Origin of the sequence: Nocardia cyriacigeorgica NBRC 100375, assembly GCF_000308555.1 — a bacterium.
GTDB classification, from domain to species: domain Bacteria; phylum Actinomycetota; class Actinomycetes; order Mycobacteriales; family Mycobacteriaceae; genus Nocardia; species Nocardia cyriacigeorgica.
Genome location: NZ_BAFY01000234.1, coordinates 1 through 19,280, shown reverse-complemented (window position 1 = coordinate 19,280; position 19,280 = coordinate 1). Strand labels below are relative to the sequence as shown.

Below are 19,280 nucleotides of genomic sequence, written 5' to 3'. Positions count from 1 at the left end.
GGTCGCTGCTCATCGAGCCGCTGCTGGGCGCCTTCGGCAGCTTCGGCCGCAATGTGACCCCGTTCCTGCCCTTCGCCAACGCCAACCGCTTCCTCGCGGTCGAAGAGCCGGTCGGCAACTGGCACTGGGGCGTGTGGGGCAGTCTGCTCTACTTCGTCGCCTTCGTCGCGATCGTGTTCGGAGCTTCGCTGTTCGCGGTGAACCAGCGCGACGCCTAGCCCGAATATATGGACTACCCGAGTAGCCCTCCCTCGCCACTCGGGTTGTGGGTAGCAGACCTTGTCGGGAGGTCCGCACCCCTCGCACCGTCCGCCACTGCCCGGCGGACGGTGCGGTACTTTCCGGCCCGGTGCGAACTTTCGCACCGGGCCGGTGCCGTTTATCGCCGTCACCGGCGCCGGCTCGGCTGGGATACCCTCGGGGCGTGAGCAGAACACCTTCCGGCGGTGCGGTGTCCGGACCGGAACCGGAAGCGAACGGCGCCGACCCCGGCGCGGTCGATTCCCCGGTGGAAGCCGGGTCCTCCCGTCGCCCCCGGCCGCGCGCGATCGCGGCCCTGATGACGGCGGCCAACCAGCGCCCGGACGTGATCGGCGTGCTGCGCAAGGCCCGCGAACAGCTGCCCGGCGACCCGTCCTTCGGTGATCCGCTCTCGGTCTCGGGGCCGGGCGGCCCGCGCGCGGTCGCTCGTGCGGCGGAAAAGTTCGTCGGCCCTCGTCCGAGCGCGGCGCGCGAGATCGGTTTCGGCGCCCTGCAGGTGTGGCAGGCGGCCTTGGAGCGGGTGGGCCGCGGCCGCGGCAGCCAGGAAGTCACCGTCATGTTCACCGACCTGGTGTCGTTCTCGAAGTGGTCGCTGTCCGCCGGTGACGAGGCCACGCTCGAACTGCTGCGCCGGGTGGCCAAGGCCATCGAACCGCCGATCGCCGAGCGGGGCGGTCAGGTGGTCAAACGCATGGGTGACGGCGTGATGGCGGTATTCCCGACCGCCGACGCGGCGGTGACGGCCACGGTCGCGGCCAAACGGGCATTGTCGCAGGTCAGCGTGGACGGCTACACACCGCAGATGCGGGTCGGCCTGCACACCGGCACGCCGCGGGAAATCGGCGGCGACTGGCTCGGCGTCGATGTCACCATCGCGGCCCGGGTGATGGAGGCGGGCGGCAACGGCCGCACCATGCTGTCGGAGGCCACGCTGCGCTCGGTCTCGCCGGGGGTGCTCGAGGAACTCGGGTACACCGTCAAGCCGTATCGGCGGGGGATGTTCGCCGCGCCATTGAGCGGCGTGCCCGACGACCTGCGCATCTTCCGGCTGACGAGGAACTGATCAGATCAACCAGACGACGGCGCCGACTGCCGCCAGTACCGCGCACACACCCAGCGCGATGGCGAGTGGGCGGGCTGTCTTCCAGGTTGTGTAGGCCCCGCCGATGAGGAATCCGGCGAGAGCGAAGAGGAAGACGACGGCGACATCGGAGGACATGGTGCCGATTGTGCCGTCCGAGGGTTGCGTGGTCGCAGCTGGGCCTGTCCGGCCCGGGCCGCGGGCCGCCCTTCTCGCCTGCGACGATTCGCCGCGGACGATAGCTCTCCATTAACAAGCACGCAAGCTTGATTTTTTCCGGACCGGCTGTGATGCTGGGTGACGTACGCGGATTCCGGGCGCCGTGGCGGTGGCCCGCGATCACAGCGACGGCCCGATCCACCGCGACAGGAGGCATACCCGCTGATGAGTAGGCTGGCCGACGATCCGGACGTCATCCGGATCGGCAACTGTTCCGGGTTCTACGGCGACCGGTTGAGCGCGATGCGCGAGATGCTCGAAGGCGGCCCGCTCGACGTGCTGACCGGTGACTACCTCGCCGAACTCACCATGCTGATCCTCGGCCGGGACCGGATGAAGGACCCTGGCCTCGGCTACGCGAAAACCTTCGTCAAGCAGATCGAGGAATGCCTCGGGTTTGCGCTGGAACGCAATGTCCAGATCGTCACCAACGCGGGCGGGCTCAACCCGGCGGGCTTGGCCGAGAAACTCCGCAAGGTAGCCGCCGAGCTGGGCCTCGAGGCCAAGATCGCGCATGTCGAGGGCGACGATCTGTCCGGTCGCGCCGCCGAACTCGAGCTGGGCTCCCCGCTCACCGCCAACGCCTATCTCGGCGCGTGGGGCATCGTGGAATGCCTGAATTCCGGCGCCGACATCGTCGTCACCGGACGGGTCACCGACGCCTCGGTGATCGTCGGCCCGGCGGCCGCGCACTTCGGCTGGGAACGCACCGATTACGACCGGCTCGCGGGCGCGGTGGTGGCCGGGCACGTCATCGAATGCAGTACCCAGGCCACCGGCGGCAACTACGCCTTCTTCACCGAACTCGAAGACCTCGGCCGTCCCGGGTTCCCGATCGCCGAAATCCGCCGCGACGGCAGCAGCGTCATCACCAAGCATCCGGGCACCGGCGGCGCGGTCACCGTCGACACGGTCCAGGCCCAGCTCATGTACGAGATCCAAGGCGCCCGCTACGCCGGCCCCGACGTGACCACCCGGCTCGACACCATCCGGGTCGAGCCGGAGGGCGCCGACAGAGTGCTGATCAGCGGCGTGACCGGTGAGGCGCCGCCGCCGCAGTTGAAGGTCTCGCTCAACACCCTCGGCGGGTTCCGCAACGAGATGGAGTTCGTGCTCACCGGACTCGATATCGAAGCGAAAGCCGAACTGGCGCAACGTCAGCTGGAGTCCTGGCTCACCGTGCGCCCCGCCGAACTCGACTGGACGCTGGCTCGGCTGGACCGCCCGGACGCCGACACCGAGGAGCAGGCCAGCGCCCTGCTGCGGTGCGTGGTGCGTGATCCGGATCCGAACAAGGTGGGCCGGGCCTTCTCCAGCGTCGCCGTGGAACTCGCGCTGGCCAGCTACCCGGGGTGCAGCTTCACCACGCTGCCGGGCAATGGCTCGCCCTACGGGGTGTACACGCCGGGCTTCGTCGATGCGAGCGAGGTGCCGCACGTGGCGGTGTTCGCCGACGGCACCCGCGTCGATATCGCGCAGGCCGCCGACACCCGCGCGCTCGAGCCGGTTCCCACCCCGGCGCTTCCGGAACCCCTGGCGGGCAACGACACTCGGCGCGCCCCGCTGGGCACCATCGCCTTGGCCCGCAGCGGCGACAAGGGCGGCGACGCCAATATCGGCGTCTGGGTGCGCACCGAGGAGCAGTGGCGCTGGCTGGTGCACACGCTCACCGTCGAGCGGTTGCGCGAACTGTTGCCGGAAACCGCTTCGCTCGAGGTCACCCGGCATGTGCTGCCGAACCTGCGGGCGCTGAACTTCATCATCTCCGGTCTGCTCGGCAAGGGCGTGGCCTATCAGGCCCGTTTCGATCCGCAGGCCAAGGGGCTCGGCGAATGGCTTCGGTCCCGTCATATCGATATTCCGACCGAACTTCTGCCATGAGCGGTCAGCGCCCGGAGGAGGCAGCTTGCGTAACCACGCAGGGCGCCCGGTCATGGCTTAATCGAACACAGGAGGACGCCCGATGAGTGTGTGGGATACGCCGGAACGTCAGGAACTGCGCAGCACGGTGCGCCGGTTCGTCGAGCGGGAGATCCTGCCCGATCTCGACGCCTGGGAGCGGGCCGGTGAGCTGCCGCGGGAACTGCACAAGAAGGCCGGTGAACTCGGCCTGCTCGGCATCGACGTCCCGGAGTCGGTGGGCGGGTCCGGCGGCAATGCCATCGACGCGGTGATCCTCGGTGAGGAGTTCCACCAGGCCGGCGCCTCCGGTGGTGCCTGGGCCTCATTGATGACCTGCGGGATCGCGTTGCCGCACATCATCGCCTCCGGCAACGCCGAGCAGATCGATCGCTGGGTGCGCCCGACGCTGGCCGGTGACCTGATCGGTTCGCTGGCCATCACCGAACCCGGCGGCGGCTCCGACGTCGGCCATCTGACCACGTCGGCGGTGCGCGACGGCGACCACTACCTCATCAATGGCGCCAAGACCTTCATCACCTCGGCCTGCCGCGCCGACTTCGTGGTCACCGCGGTGCGCACCGGCGGCCCGGGTGCGGCAGGTGTCTCGCTGATCATCGTGCCCACCGATACGCCGGGCTTCACGGTGGCGCGCAAGCTCGAGAAGATGGGCTGGCTGGCCTCCGACACCGCCGAACTGTCCTACGAGGACGTGCGGGTGCCGGTGGAGAACCTGGTCGGCGCGGAGAACACCGGATTCGCCCAGATCGCCACCGCGTTCGTCAGCGAGCGGGTCGGTCTGGCGGTGCAGGCCTACGCACAGGCCCAGCGCGCGCTCGACCTGACCCTGGAATGGTGCCGTAACCGCGAGACCTTCGGCCGCCCGCTGATCAGCCGCCAGTCGGTGCAGATGACGCTCACCGAGATGCACCGCCGCGTCGACCTGGCCCGGGTCTACACCCGCGCGCTGGTCGAACGTCACGCGGCCGGTGAGCAGGGCCTGATCGCCGAGGTGTGCTTCGCCAAGAACACCGCCGTCGAGACCGCCGAATGGGTGGCCAACCAGGGCGTTCAGCTGCACGGCGGCATGGGTTACATGCGCGAATCCGAGATCGAACGCATCTATCGCGATGTCCGCATCCTCGGCATCGGCGGTGGCACCAACGAAATCCTGACCATGCTGGCGTCGAAAGTATTGGGGTACCAGTCGTGACGACCTTCCGTTCCACCCTCGATCCGTCGTCGCCGGAATACGCCGCGGCCGCGGAGGCCATGACCGGCAAGCTCGCCGAACTCGAGGCCGAATTCGCCAAGGCCATCGCCGGTGGCGGGCCGGACAAGGTGGCCCGGCATCACAAGCGCGGCAAGCTCACCGCGCGCGAGCGCATCGAACTGCTGCTGGATGAGGATTCGCCGTTCCTGGAGCTATGCCCGCTGGCCGCGTGGGGCAGTGAGTTCCAGGTCGGCGCGTCGACCATCGCCGGTATCGGCGTGGTCGAGGGCGTCGAATGCATGATCGTGGCGCCGGATCCGACCGTGCGCGGCGGTACCTCGAACCCGTGGACGCTGCGTAAGACGTTGCGCATCAACGAGATCGTCAAGCAGAACCGGCTGCCGGTGATCTCGCTGGTGGAATCCGGCGGCGCCGATCTGCCGACGCAGAAGGAAGTCTTCATCCCGGGTGGCGCGATGTTCCGCGACCTCACCCAGGCCTCGGCGGCGGGCATCCCGACGATCTCACTGGTGTTCGGCAACTCCACCGCCGGCGGTGCCTACATCCCCGGCATGTCCGACTACGTGGTGATGGTCAAGGAGGGCGCCAAGGTCTTCCTCGGCGGCCCGCCGCTGGTGAAGATGGCCACCGGTGAGGAGTCCGACGACGAATCCCTCGGCGGCGCCGAAATGCACGCCCGCGTCTCGGGTCTGGCCGACTACTTCGCCGCCGACGAACAGGACGCGATCCGTCTCGGCCGCGCCATCGTGCGCCGGTTGAACTGGAAAAAGCAGGGCCCGCAGCCGCGCAGCGAGGTCATCTCGCCGCTGTACGACCCCGAGGAACTGCTCGGCATCGTGCCCTCGGATCTGAAGATCCCGTTCGATCCGCGCGAGGTGATCGCCCGCATCGTCGACGGCTCGGACTTCGACGAGTTCAAGCCGATGTACGGTTCCAGCCTGGTCACCGGCTGGGCCGAACTGCACGGCTACCCGATCGGCATCCTCGCCAACGCGCGCGGCGTGCTGTTCTCCGAGGAATCGCAGAAGGCCACCCAGTTCATCCAGCTGGCCAACCGGTCCAACACGCCACTGTTGTTCCTGCACAACACCACCGGCTACATGGTCGGCAAGGAGTACGAGCAGGGCGGCATCATCAAGCACGGCTCGATGATGATCAACGCCGTGTCGAACTCGAAGGTGCCGCACATCTCGCTGCTGATCGGCGCCTCCTACGGCGCGGGCCACTACGGCATGTGCGGGCGCGCGTTCAACCCGCGTTTCCTGTTCGCCTGGCCGAGCGCGAAATCCGCCGTCATGGGCGGTGCGCAGCTGGCGGGCGTGATCACCATCGTGCAGCGGGCCGCCGCCCAGGCCAAGGGCCTGACCTTCGACGAGGACGGTGCCGCCGCCATGAGCGCGATGGTGGAGGCGCAGATCGAGGCCGAATCGCTGCCGATGTTCCTGTCCGGGCGCATCTACGACGACGGCATCATCGACCCGCGTGATACCCGCACCGTGCTGGGAATGGCGTTGTCGGCCATTCATTCAGCCCCGATCCAGGGCGCCGAGGGCTTCGGCGTCTTCCGAATGTGAGGCGGACGGTCGTGCCTACAGCCATTACCAATGTCCTGGTCGCCAACCGCGGTGAGATCGCGCGCCGGGTGTTCGCCACCTGCCGTCGCATGGGCATCGCCACCACTGCGGTCTACTCCGACGCCGACGCGGCCTCCCCACATGTCGCCGAGGCCGATGCCGCCATCCGGCTGCCCGGCAATACGCCCGGCGAGACCTATCTGCGCGGTGAGCTGATCATCGAGGCGGCACTGTCGGCGGGCGCCGACGCGATCCACCCGGGCTACGGATTCCTTTCCGAGAACGCCGAATTCGCGCGCGCCGTGCAGGCTGCCGGTCTGGTGTGGATCGGTCCGCCGGTGGCCGCCATCGAGCAGATGGGCTCCAAGGTCGAGTCCAAGAAGATGATGGACGCCGCCGGTGTGCCGGTACTGGCCGAACTGGATCCGGCCGAGGTCACCGACGACCATCTGCCGGTGCTGATCAAGGCCTCCGCCGGTGGTGGTGGCCGCGGTATGCGCGTGGTGCGTGAGCTGAGCGAGCTGCCCGGCCAGATCGAGGCGGCGCGGCGCGAGGCCGAATCGGCCTTCGGCGATCCGACGGTGTTCTGCGAGCGGTATCTGGAGACCGGACGGCACATCGAGGTCCAGGTCATGTGCGATACCGCCGGCACCACCTGGGCGGTGGGCGAGCGGGAATGCTCGATCCAGCGTCGTCATCAGAAGGTCGTCGAGGAAGCGCCGTCGCCGCTGGTGGAGAAGATCGACGGCATGCGAGACCGGCTGTTCGAGGCGGCGCGGCTGGCCGCCGAGGCCATCGGTTACGAGGGTGCGGGCACCGTCGAATTCCTGGCCGATGAGAAGGGCGATTTCTTCTTCCTGGAGATGAACACCCGTCTCCAGGTGGAGCATCCGGTCACCGAACAGACCACCGGACTCGACCTGGTGCGGTTGCAGTTGCAGGTGGCCTCCGGGCTGCCGCTGCCGCCGGTGCAGCCGGCCAAGCGCGGGCATTCGATCGAGGTCCGGCTCTACGCCGAGGACCCGGCGCACGATTGGCAGCCGCAGAGCGGTCCGGTGCACAAGCTCGATATCCCGTTCACCGCAGGCGAATTCACGGTCCTGGAACAGCCGGGCGTTCGCCTGGACACCGGTGTGGTCGACGGTTCGGTGGTCGGTGTGCATTACGACCCGATGCTGGCCAAGGTCATCTCCTACGCCGAGACCCGCGCCGAGGCCGCGCATCTGCTGGCCACCGCCTTGCAGCGGGCCAAGGTGCACGGCCTGGTCACCAACCGCGATCTGCTGGTGCGGGTGCTGCGGCATCCGGCATTCCTGGCCGGCGACACCGACACCGCGTTCTTCGACACGCACGGTCTCGATGCGCTCTCGGCGCCGTTGACCAGCGAAGCCGATGAGGCGTTGTCGATCGTCGCAGCGGCGCTGGCCGACTCGGCGGCGAATCGCCGCGCGGCCCGGGTGGATGGTGGAATCCCCAGCGGCTGGCGCAATCTCGCGTCCGCACCGCAGACCAAGTCGTATGAGAGCCGCGTCAGCGGGACCCACGAGGTGCGCTACCGGTTCACCCGCACCGGCGTGCAGGTCGACGGCCACGACGGCCTGGAGCTGATCGACCTCACTCCCGAACGCGTCGTGCTGAGCGTGCCCGGCGAACGCGGGCCCGTGCGCAGGCAGTTCGAGATCTCCCGCTACCGCGATCTCGTCTGCGTCGACTCCCCGCTCGGCCCGGTCGCGGTGCGCCGGTTGCCGCGCTTCACCGACCCGGCCGATCAGGTCGCGGCGGGCTCGCTGCTCGCGCCGATGCCCGGCAGCGTCATCCGGCTCGGCGCCGCCGTCGGCGATCAGGTCGAACAAGGACAGCCGGTGCTGTGGCTGGAGGCGATGAAGATGGAACACACCATCGTCGCCCCCGCTACCGGTGTACTGACCGAACTCAATGTGACCGTCGGCCAGCAGGTCGAGGTCGGCGCGGTGCTCGCTGTGGTGGACGAGCCCTCGGAAGATCCGTCATGACCAGGTCAGGCCCGGAGGCGGCAGCGAAGCGTCACCATGGAGGGCCCCTGGTCATGACCAATTGGACACAGGAGTAGGCAATGAGCTTCATCGAATCCGACGAGCGCAAGGAACTGCGGGCCGCCGTCGCCGCGCTCGCCGCGAAATACAACTACCGCGACTACGTGCTGCCGAAGGCGCGCGCGAACGAGCCGCTCGACGAGCTGTGGGCCGAGGCGGGCAAACTCGGCTTCCTCGGCGTCAACCTGCCGGAGGAGTACGGCGGCGGTGGCGCGGGTATGTACGAGCTGGCCCTGGTGATGGAGGAACTGGCCGCCCAGGGCGCGGGCCTGCTGCTGATGGTGGTCTCCCCGGCCATCTGCGGCACCATCATCACCAAATACGGCACCGACGAGCAGAAGGCGGCCTGGCTGCCCAAGCTCTCCGACGGCAGCGGCAAGATGGTCTTCGGCATCACCGAACCCGATGCCGGCTCCAACTCGCACCAGATCACCACCACCGCCCGCCGCGACGGTGACGACTGGATCCTCAACGGCCGCAAGATCTTCATTTCCGGCGTCGATCAGGCCGAGGCCGTGCTGATCGTGTCCCGTACCGAGGACCACAAGACCGGCAAGCTCAAGCCGGCCCTGTTCATCGTCCCGACCGACGCTCCCGGCTTCCAGAAGACGCCGCAGGAGATGGACATCATCGAGCCCGACCACCAGTTCACGCTGTTCCTCGACGACGTCCGGCTGCCCGCCAGCGCACTGGTCGGCAAGGAGGACGCCGCGCTCATGCAGCTGTTCGCGGGCCTGAACCCCGAGCGCATCATGGGTGCCGCGATGGCTGTCGGCATGGGCCGCTACGCCATCGACCGGGCGGTGGAATACGCCAAGGAGCGCACCGTCTGGAAGACGCCGATCGGCGCGCACCAGGGCATCGCGCACCCGCTGGCGCAGGTGAAGATCGAACTCGAGCAGGCCAAGCTGATGATGCAGAAGGCCGCGACCCTCTATGACGCCGGCGATGAGATGGGCGCCGCCGAGGCCGCGAACATGGCCAAATACGCTGCGGGCGAAGCCAGCATCAAGGCCCTCGACCAAGCCATCCAGACCCACGGCGGCGCCGGTCTCACCAGCGAATACGGCCTGGCCGCCATGCTCGGTGCCGCGCGTATCGCGCGGATCGCGCCGGTGAGCCGGGAAATGATCCTCAACTTCGTCGCCCAGCATTCGCTTGGCCTGCCGAAGTCCTACTGAGCCGGGGAATCATGACCGAGACAACCGACGCGCCGTTCGTGCGCTACGAGGTGGTCGACGGGTTCGCCACACTGACCTTCGACTCACCACACAACCGGAATGCCCTGTCGTCCATGCTGGTTCGCGAACTGCTGGCCGGTATGGACAACGCCGTCACCGATCCCGCGGTACGCGGCATCGTGCTCACCCACACCGGCAACACCTTCTGCGCCGGCGCGGATCTGAGCGAGGCCGCGAACTCCGACCCCGCCACCGCGGCCGATCAGCGCACCCGTCAGATGATCGATGTGTTGCGCGGGCTGGTCGCCGCACCCAAGCCGGTGATCGCGCAGATCGACGGCAACGTGCGGGCGGGCGGCATGGGCATCATCGCGGCCTGCGATCTGGTGGTGGCCGGACCATCGAGCAGTTTCGCGCTCACCGAGGTGCGGATCGGCATGGCGCCGTTCATGATCTCGCTGACCCTGCTGCCGCGGCTGAACCAGCGCGCCGCCGGTCGCTACTACCTCACCGGTGAGAAATTCGACACTGCGGTCGCGCAGGAGATCGGGCTCATCACCATCGCCGCCGACGACCCGGCGGCCGAGGTCAAGCGGCTGTGCGGTGAGCTGCGCAAAGGCTCTCCGCAGGGGCTGGCGGAATCGAAGAAGCTGGTCAACGCGGCATTACTGGCCGGATTCGACGCCGAGGCCGAGGAACTCGCGCAACGCTCCGGCAGCTTCTTCGGCACCCCCGAGGTGATCGAAGGCATGACGGCCTTCCTGCAGAAGCGCCCGCCCAGCTGGGCACAATAGGCCCATGGCGACACCCCATGAACCGAAGCAGGACCGCAGCCGGGCCACCCGGCAGCGGCTGCTCGAGGCGACCATCGACTGCCTGGCCGAGATGGGCTGGGCGGCCGCGACGGTGGCCGTCGTCGCCGAACGCGCCGGGGTGTCGCGCGGGGCCGCCCAGCACCATTTCCCCACCAGGGAAGACCTGATCACCGCGGCACTCGAGTACATGTTCGACACCAGGACCGAGCAGGCGAAGGCGGAGGCGGAAACCGTCGCCGCCACCGCCGTCGGTGTCGGGCGGACCGAGGCCGTGGTGGCGGGCCTGGTGGAGTCCTACACCAGCCCGCTGTTCAAAGCGGCGTTGCAGGTGTGGACCCACGCCGCCGCCGACCCGGCACTGCGCGAACGCATCGTCCCCCTGGAGGCCCGCTTCGGCCGGGTATCGCATCGCCGCGCCGTCGAAGCACTCGGCGTCGACGACGCGGACCCGGTAGCCCACCACCTCGTCCAGGCCACCCTCGACATGGCCCGCGGCCTGGGTCTCGCCGACGTGCTGACCGACGACTCCGCCCGGCGTAAGCAGATCGTCCACCAGTGGGCGGTGACGTTGCACGCGGCCTTGGAGAACGGCGGTAGGCGCCGCGGAGTCGGCGCGAACAGCACGGGATGCTCGGAATTGTGACGTGTCGGAGTCTGCGGCATGCGTGGTTTCCGATACTGCACAAAGTCGGGTAACCGCACGTCCACGGCTGTTAACGTCGGCCGCGGAGGTGGCAGATGAGCGGGGAACTCGATGTCGACGTGGTGATCGTCGGTTCCGGGTTCGGTGGCAGCGTGTCGGCGCTGCGGCTGACGGAAAAGGGTTATCGGGTCGCGGTGCTCGAAGCCGGGCGGCGATTCGCCGATGACGAGTTCGCGGCGACGAACTGGGATATGCGCAAATACCTGTGGGCGCCCAGGCTCGGCTGCTACGGCATTCAGCGCATTCACCGGCTGCGCGACTGCTTCATTCTCGCCGGCGCGGGTGTCGGCGGCGGATCGCTGAATTACGCGAACACGCTGTACAAACCCGGTCCCGCATTCTTCGCCGACCGGCAGTGGGCCGACATCACCGACTGGGATGACGAGCTGAGCCCGTTCTACGAGCAGGCGACCAGAATGCTCGGCGTGGTGCGCAACCCGCATATGACGCCCGCCGACGACGTCATCCGGGCGGTCGCCACCGATATGGGCGTGGGCGAGACCTTCGTGCCTACGCCGGTCGGGGTGTATTTCGGCGAGCCGGGCAAAACCGTGCCCGACCCGTACTTCGGTGGTGTCGGACCGGACCGCACCGGCTGCATCGAATGCGGTGAATGCATGAGCGGTTGCCGCCACGGCGCCAAGAACACCCTGGTCAAGAATTACCTGGGCCTCGCCGAAAAGGCGGGGGCGCAAGTACATCCGATGACGACGGTCACCGCGATCCGCCCGCAGGCCGATGGCACGTGGCTGGTCGACACCCACCGCACCGGTTCCTGGGCTCGCCGTGGCCGCCGCACCTTCCGGGCCGGCCGGGTGGTGCTGGCCGCCGGGACCTGGGGTACCCAGCGGCTGCTGTTCAAGATGCGCGACACCGGGGTCATGCCGGAGCTGTCGAAGCGTCTCGGCGTGCTGACTCGCACCAATTCCGAGGCCATCCTCGGTGCCGGCCGCACCGAGGTCGATCCGGAGATGGACATCACCCGCGGCGTCGCCATCACCTCGTCATTCCACCCCACGCCCGATACCCACGTCGAACCCGTGCGCTACGGCAAGGGCTCCAATGCGATGGGGCTGTTGCAGACCTACCTCATCGACGGCGGCCACCGGATCCCACCGTGGGTGCGGGTGCTGCCGGTGGCGTTGAAACAGCCGATCCGCACCGTGCGCCTGCTGCGCACCCGTCAATGGAGCGAACGCACGCTGATCCTGCTGGTCATGCAGTCGCTGGACAATTCGATCACCACCTACACCAAGCGCGGGCTGTTCGGCCGCAAATTCGCCAGCAAACAGGGCTACGGCGAACCCAACCCGACGTGGATCCCCGCGGGCCACGAAGCCACCCGACGCGTCGCCGAGAAGCTCGGCGCCACCGCGGGCAGCACCTGGCCGGACCTGTTCGACGTCCCGATGACCGCCCACTTCATCGGCGGCTGCGCCATCGGCGCCGACCCCGACCACGGCGTCATCGACTCCTACCACCGCGTCTACGGTTATCCGACCTTGAGCATCGTCGACGGCGCCGCCATCTCCGCCAATCTCGGCGTCAACCCGTCGCTCACCATCGTCGCCCAAGCCGAACGCGCCGCCGCCCTCTGGCCGAACAAGGGCGAGCAGGACACCCGCCCGCCCATGGGCACCCCGCACCGCCGCATCCCGCCGGTGCCGCCCCGCGAACCCGTCGTCCCGCCTCACGCTCCCGCGGCCTTGCGCCTGCCGATCGTCGGGTTCGGACCGCAACCCACGCCCGAACGGGGCGAAGTGGGGGCCTGATCACTCGGTACGCCCAGCGTCGGCCGCCGAGCCGCGACAACCCCGGCGTGGGGAACCGCGCCGGGTGTGCCGCCCCGATCCGCTACGCCAGCAATGTCGTCTCGAGCGTCGAATCCAGCACCCACTGCCGGTATCCCGGATGCGCCTGCACCACCGGAACGGCGAGCACCTGCGGCGTCTCATCGGCGTGCTCGGCGTCGGCGCGCTCGATGATCGCGCCCACCAGCGACCGCCGGGTATGCAGGATCACCAGGTTCTCGCCATTGGCATGCACGGCATCGTTCCACCGATAGATCGACCGCACCCCGGAGATGATGTTGCCGCACGCGGCCAGCCGATCGGTGATCAGATTCCGGGTGAACTCGGCCAGCCATTCCGGATCGTTCGCGGTGATCGAGACATCAACGATTTCCTCGGACATTCCGGCATTGTCCCTCAGGCGTGTCGAGACCGGCGATCCGCGTTATCGATCGACAAGCCGATCGCGATCCCCGCGCGCTCGCTGCGCTTGGGTCCCCATTCATATGGGGCGGTCAGGACCGGGGCGAGGCTGCGACCTCGAGATCACGACGCCGGCGTTCACGGCGACGCCCTGGACATCGCGCTGCGTGACTGCGGCATCGACAGCTACGCGTTCGCCGGTGGATCGCTGACCACCGACACCGCGACGCCGTGCGGTCTCGTGAGTCGCCGCGGCTGAACGATCGGGGTCACCGATCTTCCTGGTCCCCGGCTGCGGCTCATACCAGGTACGGCACCAGGGCTTTTCGATCCTTCGGATAGTCCGCGAACTTCTCTCGATACCACCGATGCGTGGCGAAGGCTCGGGGTACCAGGTTGCCCGCGGTGATCAGGAAGATCACGACACCGGCCAATGACCAGGTGAGCAGCGCGAAGCCGGCCCAGGCGATCAGTTCGCCGAGATAGGCTGGGCTGCTGACGAATCGGAATCCGCCGCCGTGCGGAATGCGATACTCGGTGGCTCCCGGGTCGTCCTTGTCTCGCAGATTGCGCACGGTCCATTCGGACCGGACCAGTAGCGTGAACCCGCCGAGATACACCACGACGCCGATGAGGAAACGCGGATCGGTCAACCATTCGGTCCCGTACTGATTCAGGTAGTCCTGGCTGAAGAAGGACCCGTTCAAATAGCCGTGCATCGCGGTGACGAATACGCCCGCTGCCAGCACGGAAACATTGAAACTGCTGCGTTTGCCTGGCACCTGCCGGATGGACAGCGGGAAGAACCAGCCGCGATTGGCGTAGTGCAGCAGCCAGATTCCCGCCAGCACCATCGACGTCGGCTCGAAACGGTTCGGCCCGGCCAGATAGAACACCGCGAACACGACGGTGGCGGGAAGCTCCATCAACCACCAGCCGAGCTTCGGATTGAGGTTGAACCCGATATTCGTCGACGCGAATCGCCCGTACGGGCTCTGCATGAACAGGCCGCCGACGATGACGAACGCCGCGAAGGCGAACGCGATCGTCAGCACGGTGTCATACGCGGTGTTACCGGTGTACCAATCCATCGAGGTCCTCGGTGTTCGGGGGCGGCGCTGCGGGCGGAATCCGCCGGCAGGTCTCAAACTAGAACAAGTTCTAATTTCTGTCGAGGGTGAGTGTGGCCTGCGACGTGTGGCGGGCAGGTCAGGCGGGTGATCTGCTGGTGAGTACCATCCCGGTTGTGGTGAGACGCGCGGGCCAGGGGGTAAGAGACGTTCCTGGGCGACGCGTCGATGCGCGGACCGAGCGGTGGCGCGAGCACCGGGTCAAGGTGCGGGCGGAGTTCGTCGACGCGGCATTCGAGGCGTTGGGCACCTTCGGCCCCGAGGTGAGTATGGGGGAGATCGCGAAGGCAGCGGGCGCGGCGAAACCCAAGCTCTACCGGCATTTCGCGGATAAAGCCGATCTGTACGACGCGATCGTGGATCGGATGCGGGATCTGCTGTGGGAGCGGATCGTCGACGGGGTGGATCTCACCAATGATCCGGTGCGCGAACTGATTCGGCGCGGCGCGAGCGAATACGTGGCGGTGGTGACCCAGCATCCGAACGTTTTCCGGTTCATCTTGAACGGGCATTTCGCCCAGCGTCGGGACAGTTCAGCGGAGTCGCCGCGTTCGCTGCAATCGGCACGGCAGGCGGCCAGGCAGGTGGCCGATCTGTTCGTGGGATCGGTGGCCGAGCGCCCGATCGACCCGAAGGGGGTCGAGCTGGTGATCTATTCGGTTTTCGGTGCGGTGGCTTCGGCGACGGACTGGTGGCTCGGTGCCAACCTCCGGGAGGACCCGATGCCCGTGGAGCGTTTCGTCGCCTACCTCACCGAGATGGTGTCGGCTCTGGCCTGCGCGGATGCCAGGCTCAGCGGATTCACCATCGATGCCGAACAGCCATTGCACCTCGCCTTCACAGCGGACTGAGCGAACCCAACCCCGCAGCCGGACCAACTGTGCCGCGTGCACTCGAACCACGCTGTTCTCGCTGTGCCGCGCCTTTGAGGCCAACGGTGCTTTCGCGACGACCTCAGTATGCGCCGACCCACCGACAAAAACGGGTCACGACAGGCCCGTGGACTCCAATCGCCACAGCGGCGACACCGGTCCATGGCCTTTGCCCAGGTCGTAGGAAGCCTCCAGGCAGCGGCGGGTCCATTCCTTGGCGAATTCGAACGCGTCGGGCACCGAGTAGCCGTGCGCGAGTGCGCAGGCCAGGGCCGCGGCGAGGGTGTCGCCGCCGCCGTGGTCGTTGCCGGTGTGGATGCGGGGCGCGGTGAATTCGAGGAACCGCTCGCCGTCGAAGAGCAGGTCGGTGCTGTTCTCCGACGACCGCAGATGCCCGCCCTTGACCACCACCCAGCGCGGCCCGAACGCGTGCAGGGCTTCGGCGGCCCGGCGGGCACCGGCGTCGTCGATCACCTCGACGCCGCTGATCAGTCGCACTTCGTCGAGGTTCGGCGTGACGATCGTGGCGATCGGGAACAAGGTATTGCGCACCGCGTCCAGCGCCTCTTCGTGCAGCAGTGGATCACCGTGCATCGAGGCCGCCACCGGGTCGACCACCAGCGGAATCTCCCCATCCCGCCCGATCCCGACCTCCCGGCAGACCTCCGCCACCGCCTCGATGATCGCCGTCGACGCCAGCATCCCCGTCTTCGCCGCCCCCACCCCGATATCCCCGACCACCGATCGCACCTGATCGGCCACGATCTGCGGCGGAATCTCGTGGAACCCGCTCACCCCCACCGAGTTCTGCACCGTCACCGCCGCCACCGCCACACACGCGTGCACCCCGCACAACGCCATGGTCCGCGAATCCGCCTGAATCCCGGCCCCACCCCCGGAGTCCGTTCCGGCAATAGTGAGCGCCCGAACCGGCGTCCGACCACTGGGTACCAAGGGCAGCAATTCCACCCGCCCACCTTATCGGGGGTGCTGGTTCGGCAATCTGCAAGCACCTGGCGGTGAGACGAGCGGTGCGGCAGCTGCCTGCGTGCACCGCTGTCGAGGTATCGGGAAGAGCTGCGGCTTCGCGCGGCACGAGCCCGACTATTCGGACTTACCCGATTCGATCGCCTCGCCCAGGGTCAGCACGACGATTGGCAGCGGCTTAGCCACCTTCGACTGGTAGTCGGCCAGGAGCGGGTTTTCGCGGAGCGCCCAGGCGGCGAATTCTTCGTAGCGGGCGCCGGTGAGGGCTTCGGCGGTGGCTCGGTAGGTGGTGGGGCCCAGTTCTACGGTGACTTCGGGGTTGGCGCGGATGTTGTGATACCAGGCGGGGTAGCGGTCTTCCATGAAGGAGCTGACGTAGAGGGTGTCGCCGCGGTAGAGGGCGCCAAGGACGACGGTGTGGGGGCGGCCGGATTTGGCGCCGGTGGTGGTGAGGATCAGGAGGGTCGAGCCTGCGTAGTCGCCGCCGACTGTGCCATTGTTCGCCCGGAATTCGCGGATGATGTCGTCGTTCCAGGTGGCTATTTCCTCGGGGGAGTACTCCTTGTTCCAGGGGGCGTCCGGGTCGTCGTAGGAGGTGGTCTTGCTGGTGTCTGCGGAGCTGCCGGATTCCGTCATGCCGGGAGTATGGCAGTGGGTACCGACAGAAACGGCGCGCCGAACTCAGCGCACGGTCTGGTCGATCAGGTGGCGGGCCGCTCGGTCGGTGCGGTCGGCGTCGCCGGTGATGAGCCGGTCTTGCAGGATGCCGCGCAGCCCGGAGATCAACAGGGTGGCAACGACTTCGGGATCGTCGACGGTGTCGATGTGCCGCAAGCCCGCCGCCAGACTCCGCACGAAGGTGGCGATAGCCGCCTGGGCGTAGCCGGCGTACGGCCCGTGCGGTGCGCACGCCGCGCCGAGCACCTGCATCATCACCTTGACGCTGGTGACGCCCTCGCCGGAGCTGTTCGCGACCCAGAAATCCCACAGCCGCTCGCGCAGGGTGGCCACATCGGTGACGCCGGCGAAGAACGCCGCGATGTCGGGCCGCTGTGTCGCCAGGGCCTGGACCAGCAGATTCTCCTTGGTCTCGAAGTAGTAGATGAGCATTCGCGAGCTGGTGCCGAGCTCGGCGGCGAGCGGGCGCAGGGACAGGTCGGCCAGTCCGTGCTCGGCGATATACCGCACCACGGCGGCCAGGAGTTCGGTGCGTTTGGCGTGGTCGAGTGGGCGGGCCATGGGTTGACTGTAGCGAGTGCTACAGGTATCCATGTCCTCGTGAATGTAACAGTCGCTTCAGAAACTCCGGTGCCGACGGACGGCGTGGTCATGACGGCCTACGCGGCCACCACCTCGCTGGCCGCCGATATGGACGCGACCTGGTCGGAGCTGCTGCGCGGCCGCACCGGCATCGGTCCGCTGGACGACGACTTCGCCGCGGGACTCCCGGTCCGGATCGGCGGCAAACTGACCGAGGACCCGGCCGGCGAACTGACCAGAGTCGAGCAGCGCAGGCATTCGTATGTAGAGCAGCTGGCGCTGGTGCTCGGCCGCCGCGTGTGGCGGGCGGCGGGGGCGCCGGAGGTGGACGGCGAGCGGCTCGCGGTCGTCATCGGCACCGGGCTCGGTGGCGGTGACGCCCTGATCGACGCGGTCGACGCGATGCGCGCGGGCGGTTATCGAAAGGTCGCACCGATGACCGTGCCGATGGTCATGCCGAATGGCCCGGCCGCTGCGGTGAGTCTCGAAATCGGCGCCAGGGCAGGGGTGTACGCTCCGGTATCGGCTTGTTCGTCGGGTTCGGAGGCGATCGCCCATGCCTGGCGGTTGATCCGGGCGGGCGAGGCCGACGTGGTCGTCGCCGGCGGCGTCGAGGGCCATATCCACGCGGTGCCGATCGCGAGTTTCGCCATGATGCGGGCCATGAGCACCCGCAACGACGAGCCCGAACGGGCGTCGCGGCCGTTCGACCGGGATCGTGACGGGTTCGTCTTCGGTGAAGCGGGTGCGCTGGTCGTGCTCGAATCCGAGCGGCACGCTCGGGCCAGGGGTGCGAACCTGCACGCGCGTGTGCTCGGTGCGGGCATCACTTCCGACGCCTACCACATCGTTGCCTCCGAACCCGAGGGCAACGGTGCCGCGCGTGCGATGCGCAAGGCGATCAGCGCTGCGGGACTGGCGGTTTCGGATATCCAGCATGTCAACGCCCACGCCACGTCGACCTCGATCGGGGACGCGTCCGAGGCCAATGCGATCACCGCGGTCACGCCGACCGCCTCCATCTACGCTCCGAAATCGGCCCTCGGCCATTCCATCGGCGCGGTCGGCGCCTTGGAGACCGTCATCACCGCCCTCACGCTGCGCGAACAGGTCGTGCCGCCGACGCTCAATCTGGAGAACCCGGACGTCGACCTCGATATCGTCGCCGGCGCGCCGCGTCCGCAGCGGATCGACTACGCGCTCACCAATTCGTTCGGCTTCGGCGGGCACAATGTCGCGCTCGCGCTCGGCCGGGTCTGAGTGCCGTCAATCGCGGCGCAGACGTGGCCGACCGGCCATGATGTCCGGATGAGACGACCGCTTATGTTTGTGAGACCGCAGGCCATGGAACACCTCGCCTGACCGCGTTGTACTGGATTCACCAACGAAACAACAGCTTTCGAGAATTCAGGAGAACACCATGCGAATCGCGTTCTTCGGAGCCACCGGAACCCTCGGTCGCCACGTCCTCGAACGGGCCCTGCGGCAGGGCCACGAGGTCACCATCCTCACCCGCGACGCGAGCCGGGTGCCAACCACCAACGACAATCTGCGGGTACTCGAGGGTGACGTGCTGGACCCGGCCGCCGTCGACGGCGCCGTGGCGGGACAGGAGGCGGTGCTGATCTGCCTCGGCAACGGCCGCAAGGGCGTGGTGCGGGCCGAGGGGACGCGCACCGTCATCGAGGCGATGAGGCGCAACGGCGTCAAGCGGCTGATCTGCCAGTCCACCCTCGGCGTCGGCGACAGCAGGGACAACCTGAACTTCCTGTGGAAGTA

The 19,280-nt window shown here is 67.9% G+C and carries 18 protein-coding genes and 1 pseudogene; 13 read left to right on the top strand and 6 right to left on the bottom strand.

Annotated elements, in window-relative coordinates:
- Positions 1-218, top strand: a pseudogene (locus RJ05_RS31500) (ABC transporter permease); the annotation flags it as partial.
- 341 nt (positions 219-559) lie between these two features.
- Positions 560-1,324: an adenylate/guanylate cyclase domain-containing protein gene (locus RJ05_RS24040; RefSeq protein WP_036540910.1), complete on the top strand. Its 765-nt coding sequence runs from the start codon at positions 560-562 to the stop codon at positions 1,322-1,324.
- Here RJ05_RS24040 and RJ05_RS31720 read toward each other — a convergent pair whose 3' ends face one another.
- Positions 1,325-1,480, bottom strand: a complete 156-nt coding sequence (locus RJ05_RS31720; RefSeq protein WP_014353372.1) for a CG2302 family histidine operon protein — start codon at positions 1,478-1,480, stop codon at positions 1,325-1,327.
- A gap of 246 nt (positions 1,481-1,726) precedes the next feature.
- On the opposite strand from RJ05_RS31720, the gene RJ05_RS24035 reads away from it, so the two are divergent.
- The 8 genes from RJ05_RS24035 (at position 1,727) to RJ05_RS24000 (ending at position 12,811) form a co-directional block, all read left to right on the top strand.
- On the top strand, positions 1,727-3,442 hold the full coding sequence (locus tag RJ05_RS24035) for an acyclic terpene utilization AtuA family protein (protein WP_036540901.1): 1,716 nt from the start codon (positions 1,727-1,729) through the stop codon (positions 3,440-3,442).
- Positions 3,443-3,524: 82 nt separating this feature from the next.
- Positions 3,525-4,673, top strand: a complete 1,149-nt coding sequence (locus RJ05_RS24030) for an acyl-CoA dehydrogenase family protein (RefSeq protein ID WP_036540899.1) — start codon at positions 3,525-3,527, stop codon at positions 4,671-4,673.
- A complete protein-coding gene (locus tag RJ05_RS24025; protein ID WP_036540897.1) occupies positions 4,670-6,268 on the top strand; it encodes an acyl-CoA carboxylase subunit beta in 1,599 nt (532 codons plus the stop codon). The genes RJ05_RS24030 and RJ05_RS24025 overlap by 4 nt, the downstream gene beginning before the upstream one ends.
- Before the next feature lie 11 nt (positions 6,269-6,279).
- Positions 6,280-8,280: an acetyl/propionyl/methylcrotonyl-CoA carboxylase subunit alpha gene (locus RJ05_RS24020; RefSeq protein WP_249040532.1), complete on the top strand. Its 2,001-nt coding sequence runs from the start codon at positions 6,280-6,282 to the stop codon at positions 8,278-8,280.
- Between the two features lie 80 nt (positions 8,281-8,360).
- Positions 8,361-9,521, top strand: a complete 1,161-nt coding sequence (locus tag RJ05_RS24015; protein ID WP_014353367.1) for an acyl-CoA dehydrogenase family protein — start codon at positions 8,361-8,363, stop codon at positions 9,519-9,521.
- 11 nt (positions 9,522-9,532) lie between these two features.
- The gene (locus tag RJ05_RS24010; RefSeq protein WP_036540893.1) at positions 9,533-10,315 is read left to right on the top strand and encodes an enoyl-CoA hydratase family protein; all 783 of its coding nucleotides are present in this window, start codon (positions 9,533-9,535) and stop codon (positions 10,313-10,315) included.
- 4 nt (positions 10,316-10,319) lie between these two features.
- Positions 10,320-10,979 carry a TetR/AcrR family transcriptional regulator gene (locus RJ05_RS24005; RefSeq protein WP_036540891.1) on the top strand — a complete coding sequence of 220 codons (660 nt, stop codon included), beginning with the start codon at positions 10,320-10,322 and terminating at the stop codon, positions 10,977-10,979.
- Positions 10,980-11,074: 95 nt separating this feature from the next.
- A complete protein-coding gene (locus RJ05_RS24000; RefSeq protein WP_036540889.1) occupies positions 11,075-12,811 on the top strand; it encodes an FAD-dependent oxidoreductase in 1,737 nt (578 codons plus the stop codon).
- 82 nt (positions 12,812-12,893) lie between these two features.
- Here RJ05_RS24000 and cutA read toward each other — a convergent pair whose 3' ends face one another.
- Complete coding sequence (gene cutA, locus RJ05_RS23995; protein WP_036540886.1) at positions 12,894-13,232, bottom strand: divalent-cation tolerance protein CutA; 339 nt, start codon at positions 13,230-13,232, stop codon at positions 12,894-12,896.
- Positions 13,233-13,551: 319 nt separating this feature from the next.
- The gene (locus tag RJ05_RS23985) at positions 13,552-14,343 is read right to left on the bottom strand and encodes a phosphatidylethanolamine N-methyltransferase family domain-containing protein (protein WP_036540881.1); all 792 of its coding nucleotides are present in this window, start codon (positions 14,341-14,343) and stop codon (positions 13,552-13,554) included.
- Positions 14,344-14,498: 155 nt separating this feature from the next.
- On the opposite strand from RJ05_RS23985, the gene RJ05_RS23980 reads away from it, so the two are divergent.
- On the top strand, positions 14,499-15,233 hold the full coding sequence (locus RJ05_RS23980) for a TetR/AcrR family transcriptional regulator (protein ID WP_249040533.1): 735 nt from the start codon (positions 14,499-14,501) through the stop codon (positions 15,231-15,233).
- 135 nt (positions 15,234-15,368) lie between these two features.
- On the opposite strand, the gene thiD is transcribed toward RJ05_RS23980, so the two are convergent.
- From thiD to RJ05_RS23965, 3 genes are all read right to left on the bottom strand, one after another.
- Entirely contained in the window at positions 15,369-16,223 is an 855-nt protein-coding gene (gene thiD, locus RJ05_RS23975) for a bifunctional hydroxymethylpyrimidine kinase/phosphomethylpyrimidine kinase (protein ID WP_036540879.1), read from the bottom strand.
- A 135-nt stretch (positions 16,224-16,358) separates the two neighbouring features.
- Positions 16,359-16,877, bottom strand: coding sequence for a nitroreductase/quinone reductase family protein (locus tag RJ05_RS23970; RefSeq protein ID WP_036540876.1), 519 nt, complete (start codon positions 16,875-16,877; stop codon positions 16,359-16,361).
- Positions 16,878-16,922: 45 nt separating this feature from the next.
- On the bottom strand, positions 16,923-17,480 hold the full coding sequence (locus RJ05_RS23965) for a TetR/AcrR family transcriptional regulator (protein WP_036540874.1): 558 nt from the start codon (positions 17,478-17,480) through the stop codon (positions 16,923-16,925).
- Positions 17,481-17,570: 90 nt separating this feature from the next.
- On the opposite strand from RJ05_RS23965, the gene RJ05_RS23960 reads away from it, so the two are divergent.
- Together RJ05_RS23960 and RJ05_RS23955 are read left to right on the top strand one after the other, a co-directional pair.
- Complete coding sequence (locus RJ05_RS23960; protein WP_051016854.1) at positions 17,571-18,761, top strand: KasA/KasB family beta-ketoacyl-ACP synthase; 1,191 nt, start codon at positions 17,571-17,573, stop codon at positions 18,759-18,761.
- Between the two features lie 160 nt (positions 18,762-18,921).
- Positions 18,922-19,280, top strand: a 359-nt coding sequence (locus RJ05_RS23955) for an NAD(P)-dependent oxidoreductase (protein WP_036540868.1), incomplete at its 3' end; no start/stop codon positions are given.

Excerpts from the sequence above, each read along its gene's own strand:
- RJ05_RS24040 (WP_036540910.1), top strand. The coding sequence starts at position 560 with ATGACGGCGGCCAACCAGCGCCCGGACGTGATCGGCGTGCTGCGCAAG.
- RJ05_RS31720 (WP_014353372.1), bottom strand. The coding sequence starts at position 1,480 with ATGTCCTCCGATGTCGCCGTCGTCTTCCTCTTCGCTCTCGCCGGATTC.
- RJ05_RS24035 (WP_036540901.1), top strand. The coding sequence starts at position 1,727 with ATGAGTAGGCTGGCCGACGATCCGGACGTCATCCGGATCGGCAACTGT.
- RJ05_RS24030 (WP_036540899.1), top strand. The coding sequence starts at position 3,525 with ATGAGTGTGTGGGATACGCCGGAACGTCAGGAACTGCGCAGCACGGTG.
- RJ05_RS24015 (WP_014353367.1), top strand. The coding sequence starts at position 8,361 with ATGAGCTTCATCGAATCCGACGAGCGCAAGGAACTGCGGGCCGCCGTC.
- RJ05_RS24010 (WP_036540893.1), top strand. The coding sequence starts at position 9,533 with ATGACCGAGACAACCGACGCGCCGTTCGTGCGCTACGAGGTGGTCGAC.
- RJ05_RS24005 (WP_036540891.1), top strand. The coding sequence starts at position 10,320 with ATGGCGACACCCCATGAACCGAAGCAGGACCGCAGCCGGGCCACCCGG.
- RJ05_RS24000 (WP_036540889.1), top strand. The coding sequence starts at position 11,075 with ATGAGCGGGGAACTCGATGTCGACGTGGTGATCGTCGGTTCCGGGTTC.
- cutA (WP_036540886.1), bottom strand. The coding sequence starts at position 13,232 with ATGTCCGAGGAAATCGTTGATGTCTCGATCACCGCGAACGATCCGGAA.
- RJ05_RS23985 (WP_036540881.1), bottom strand. The coding sequence starts at position 14,343 with ATGGATTGGTACACCGGTAACACCGCGTATGACACCGTGCTGACGATC.
- RJ05_RS23970 (WP_036540876.1), bottom strand. The coding sequence starts at position 16,877 with ATGACGGAATCCGGCAGCTCCGCAGACACCAGCAAGACCACCTCCTAC.
- RJ05_RS23965 (WP_036540874.1), bottom strand. The coding sequence starts at position 17,480 with ATGGCCCGCCCACTCGACCACGCCAAACGCACCGAACTCCTGGCCGCC.
- RJ05_RS23960 (WP_051016854.1), top strand. The coding sequence starts at position 17,571 with ATGACGGCCTACGCGGCCACCACCTCGCTGGCCGCCGATATGGACGCG.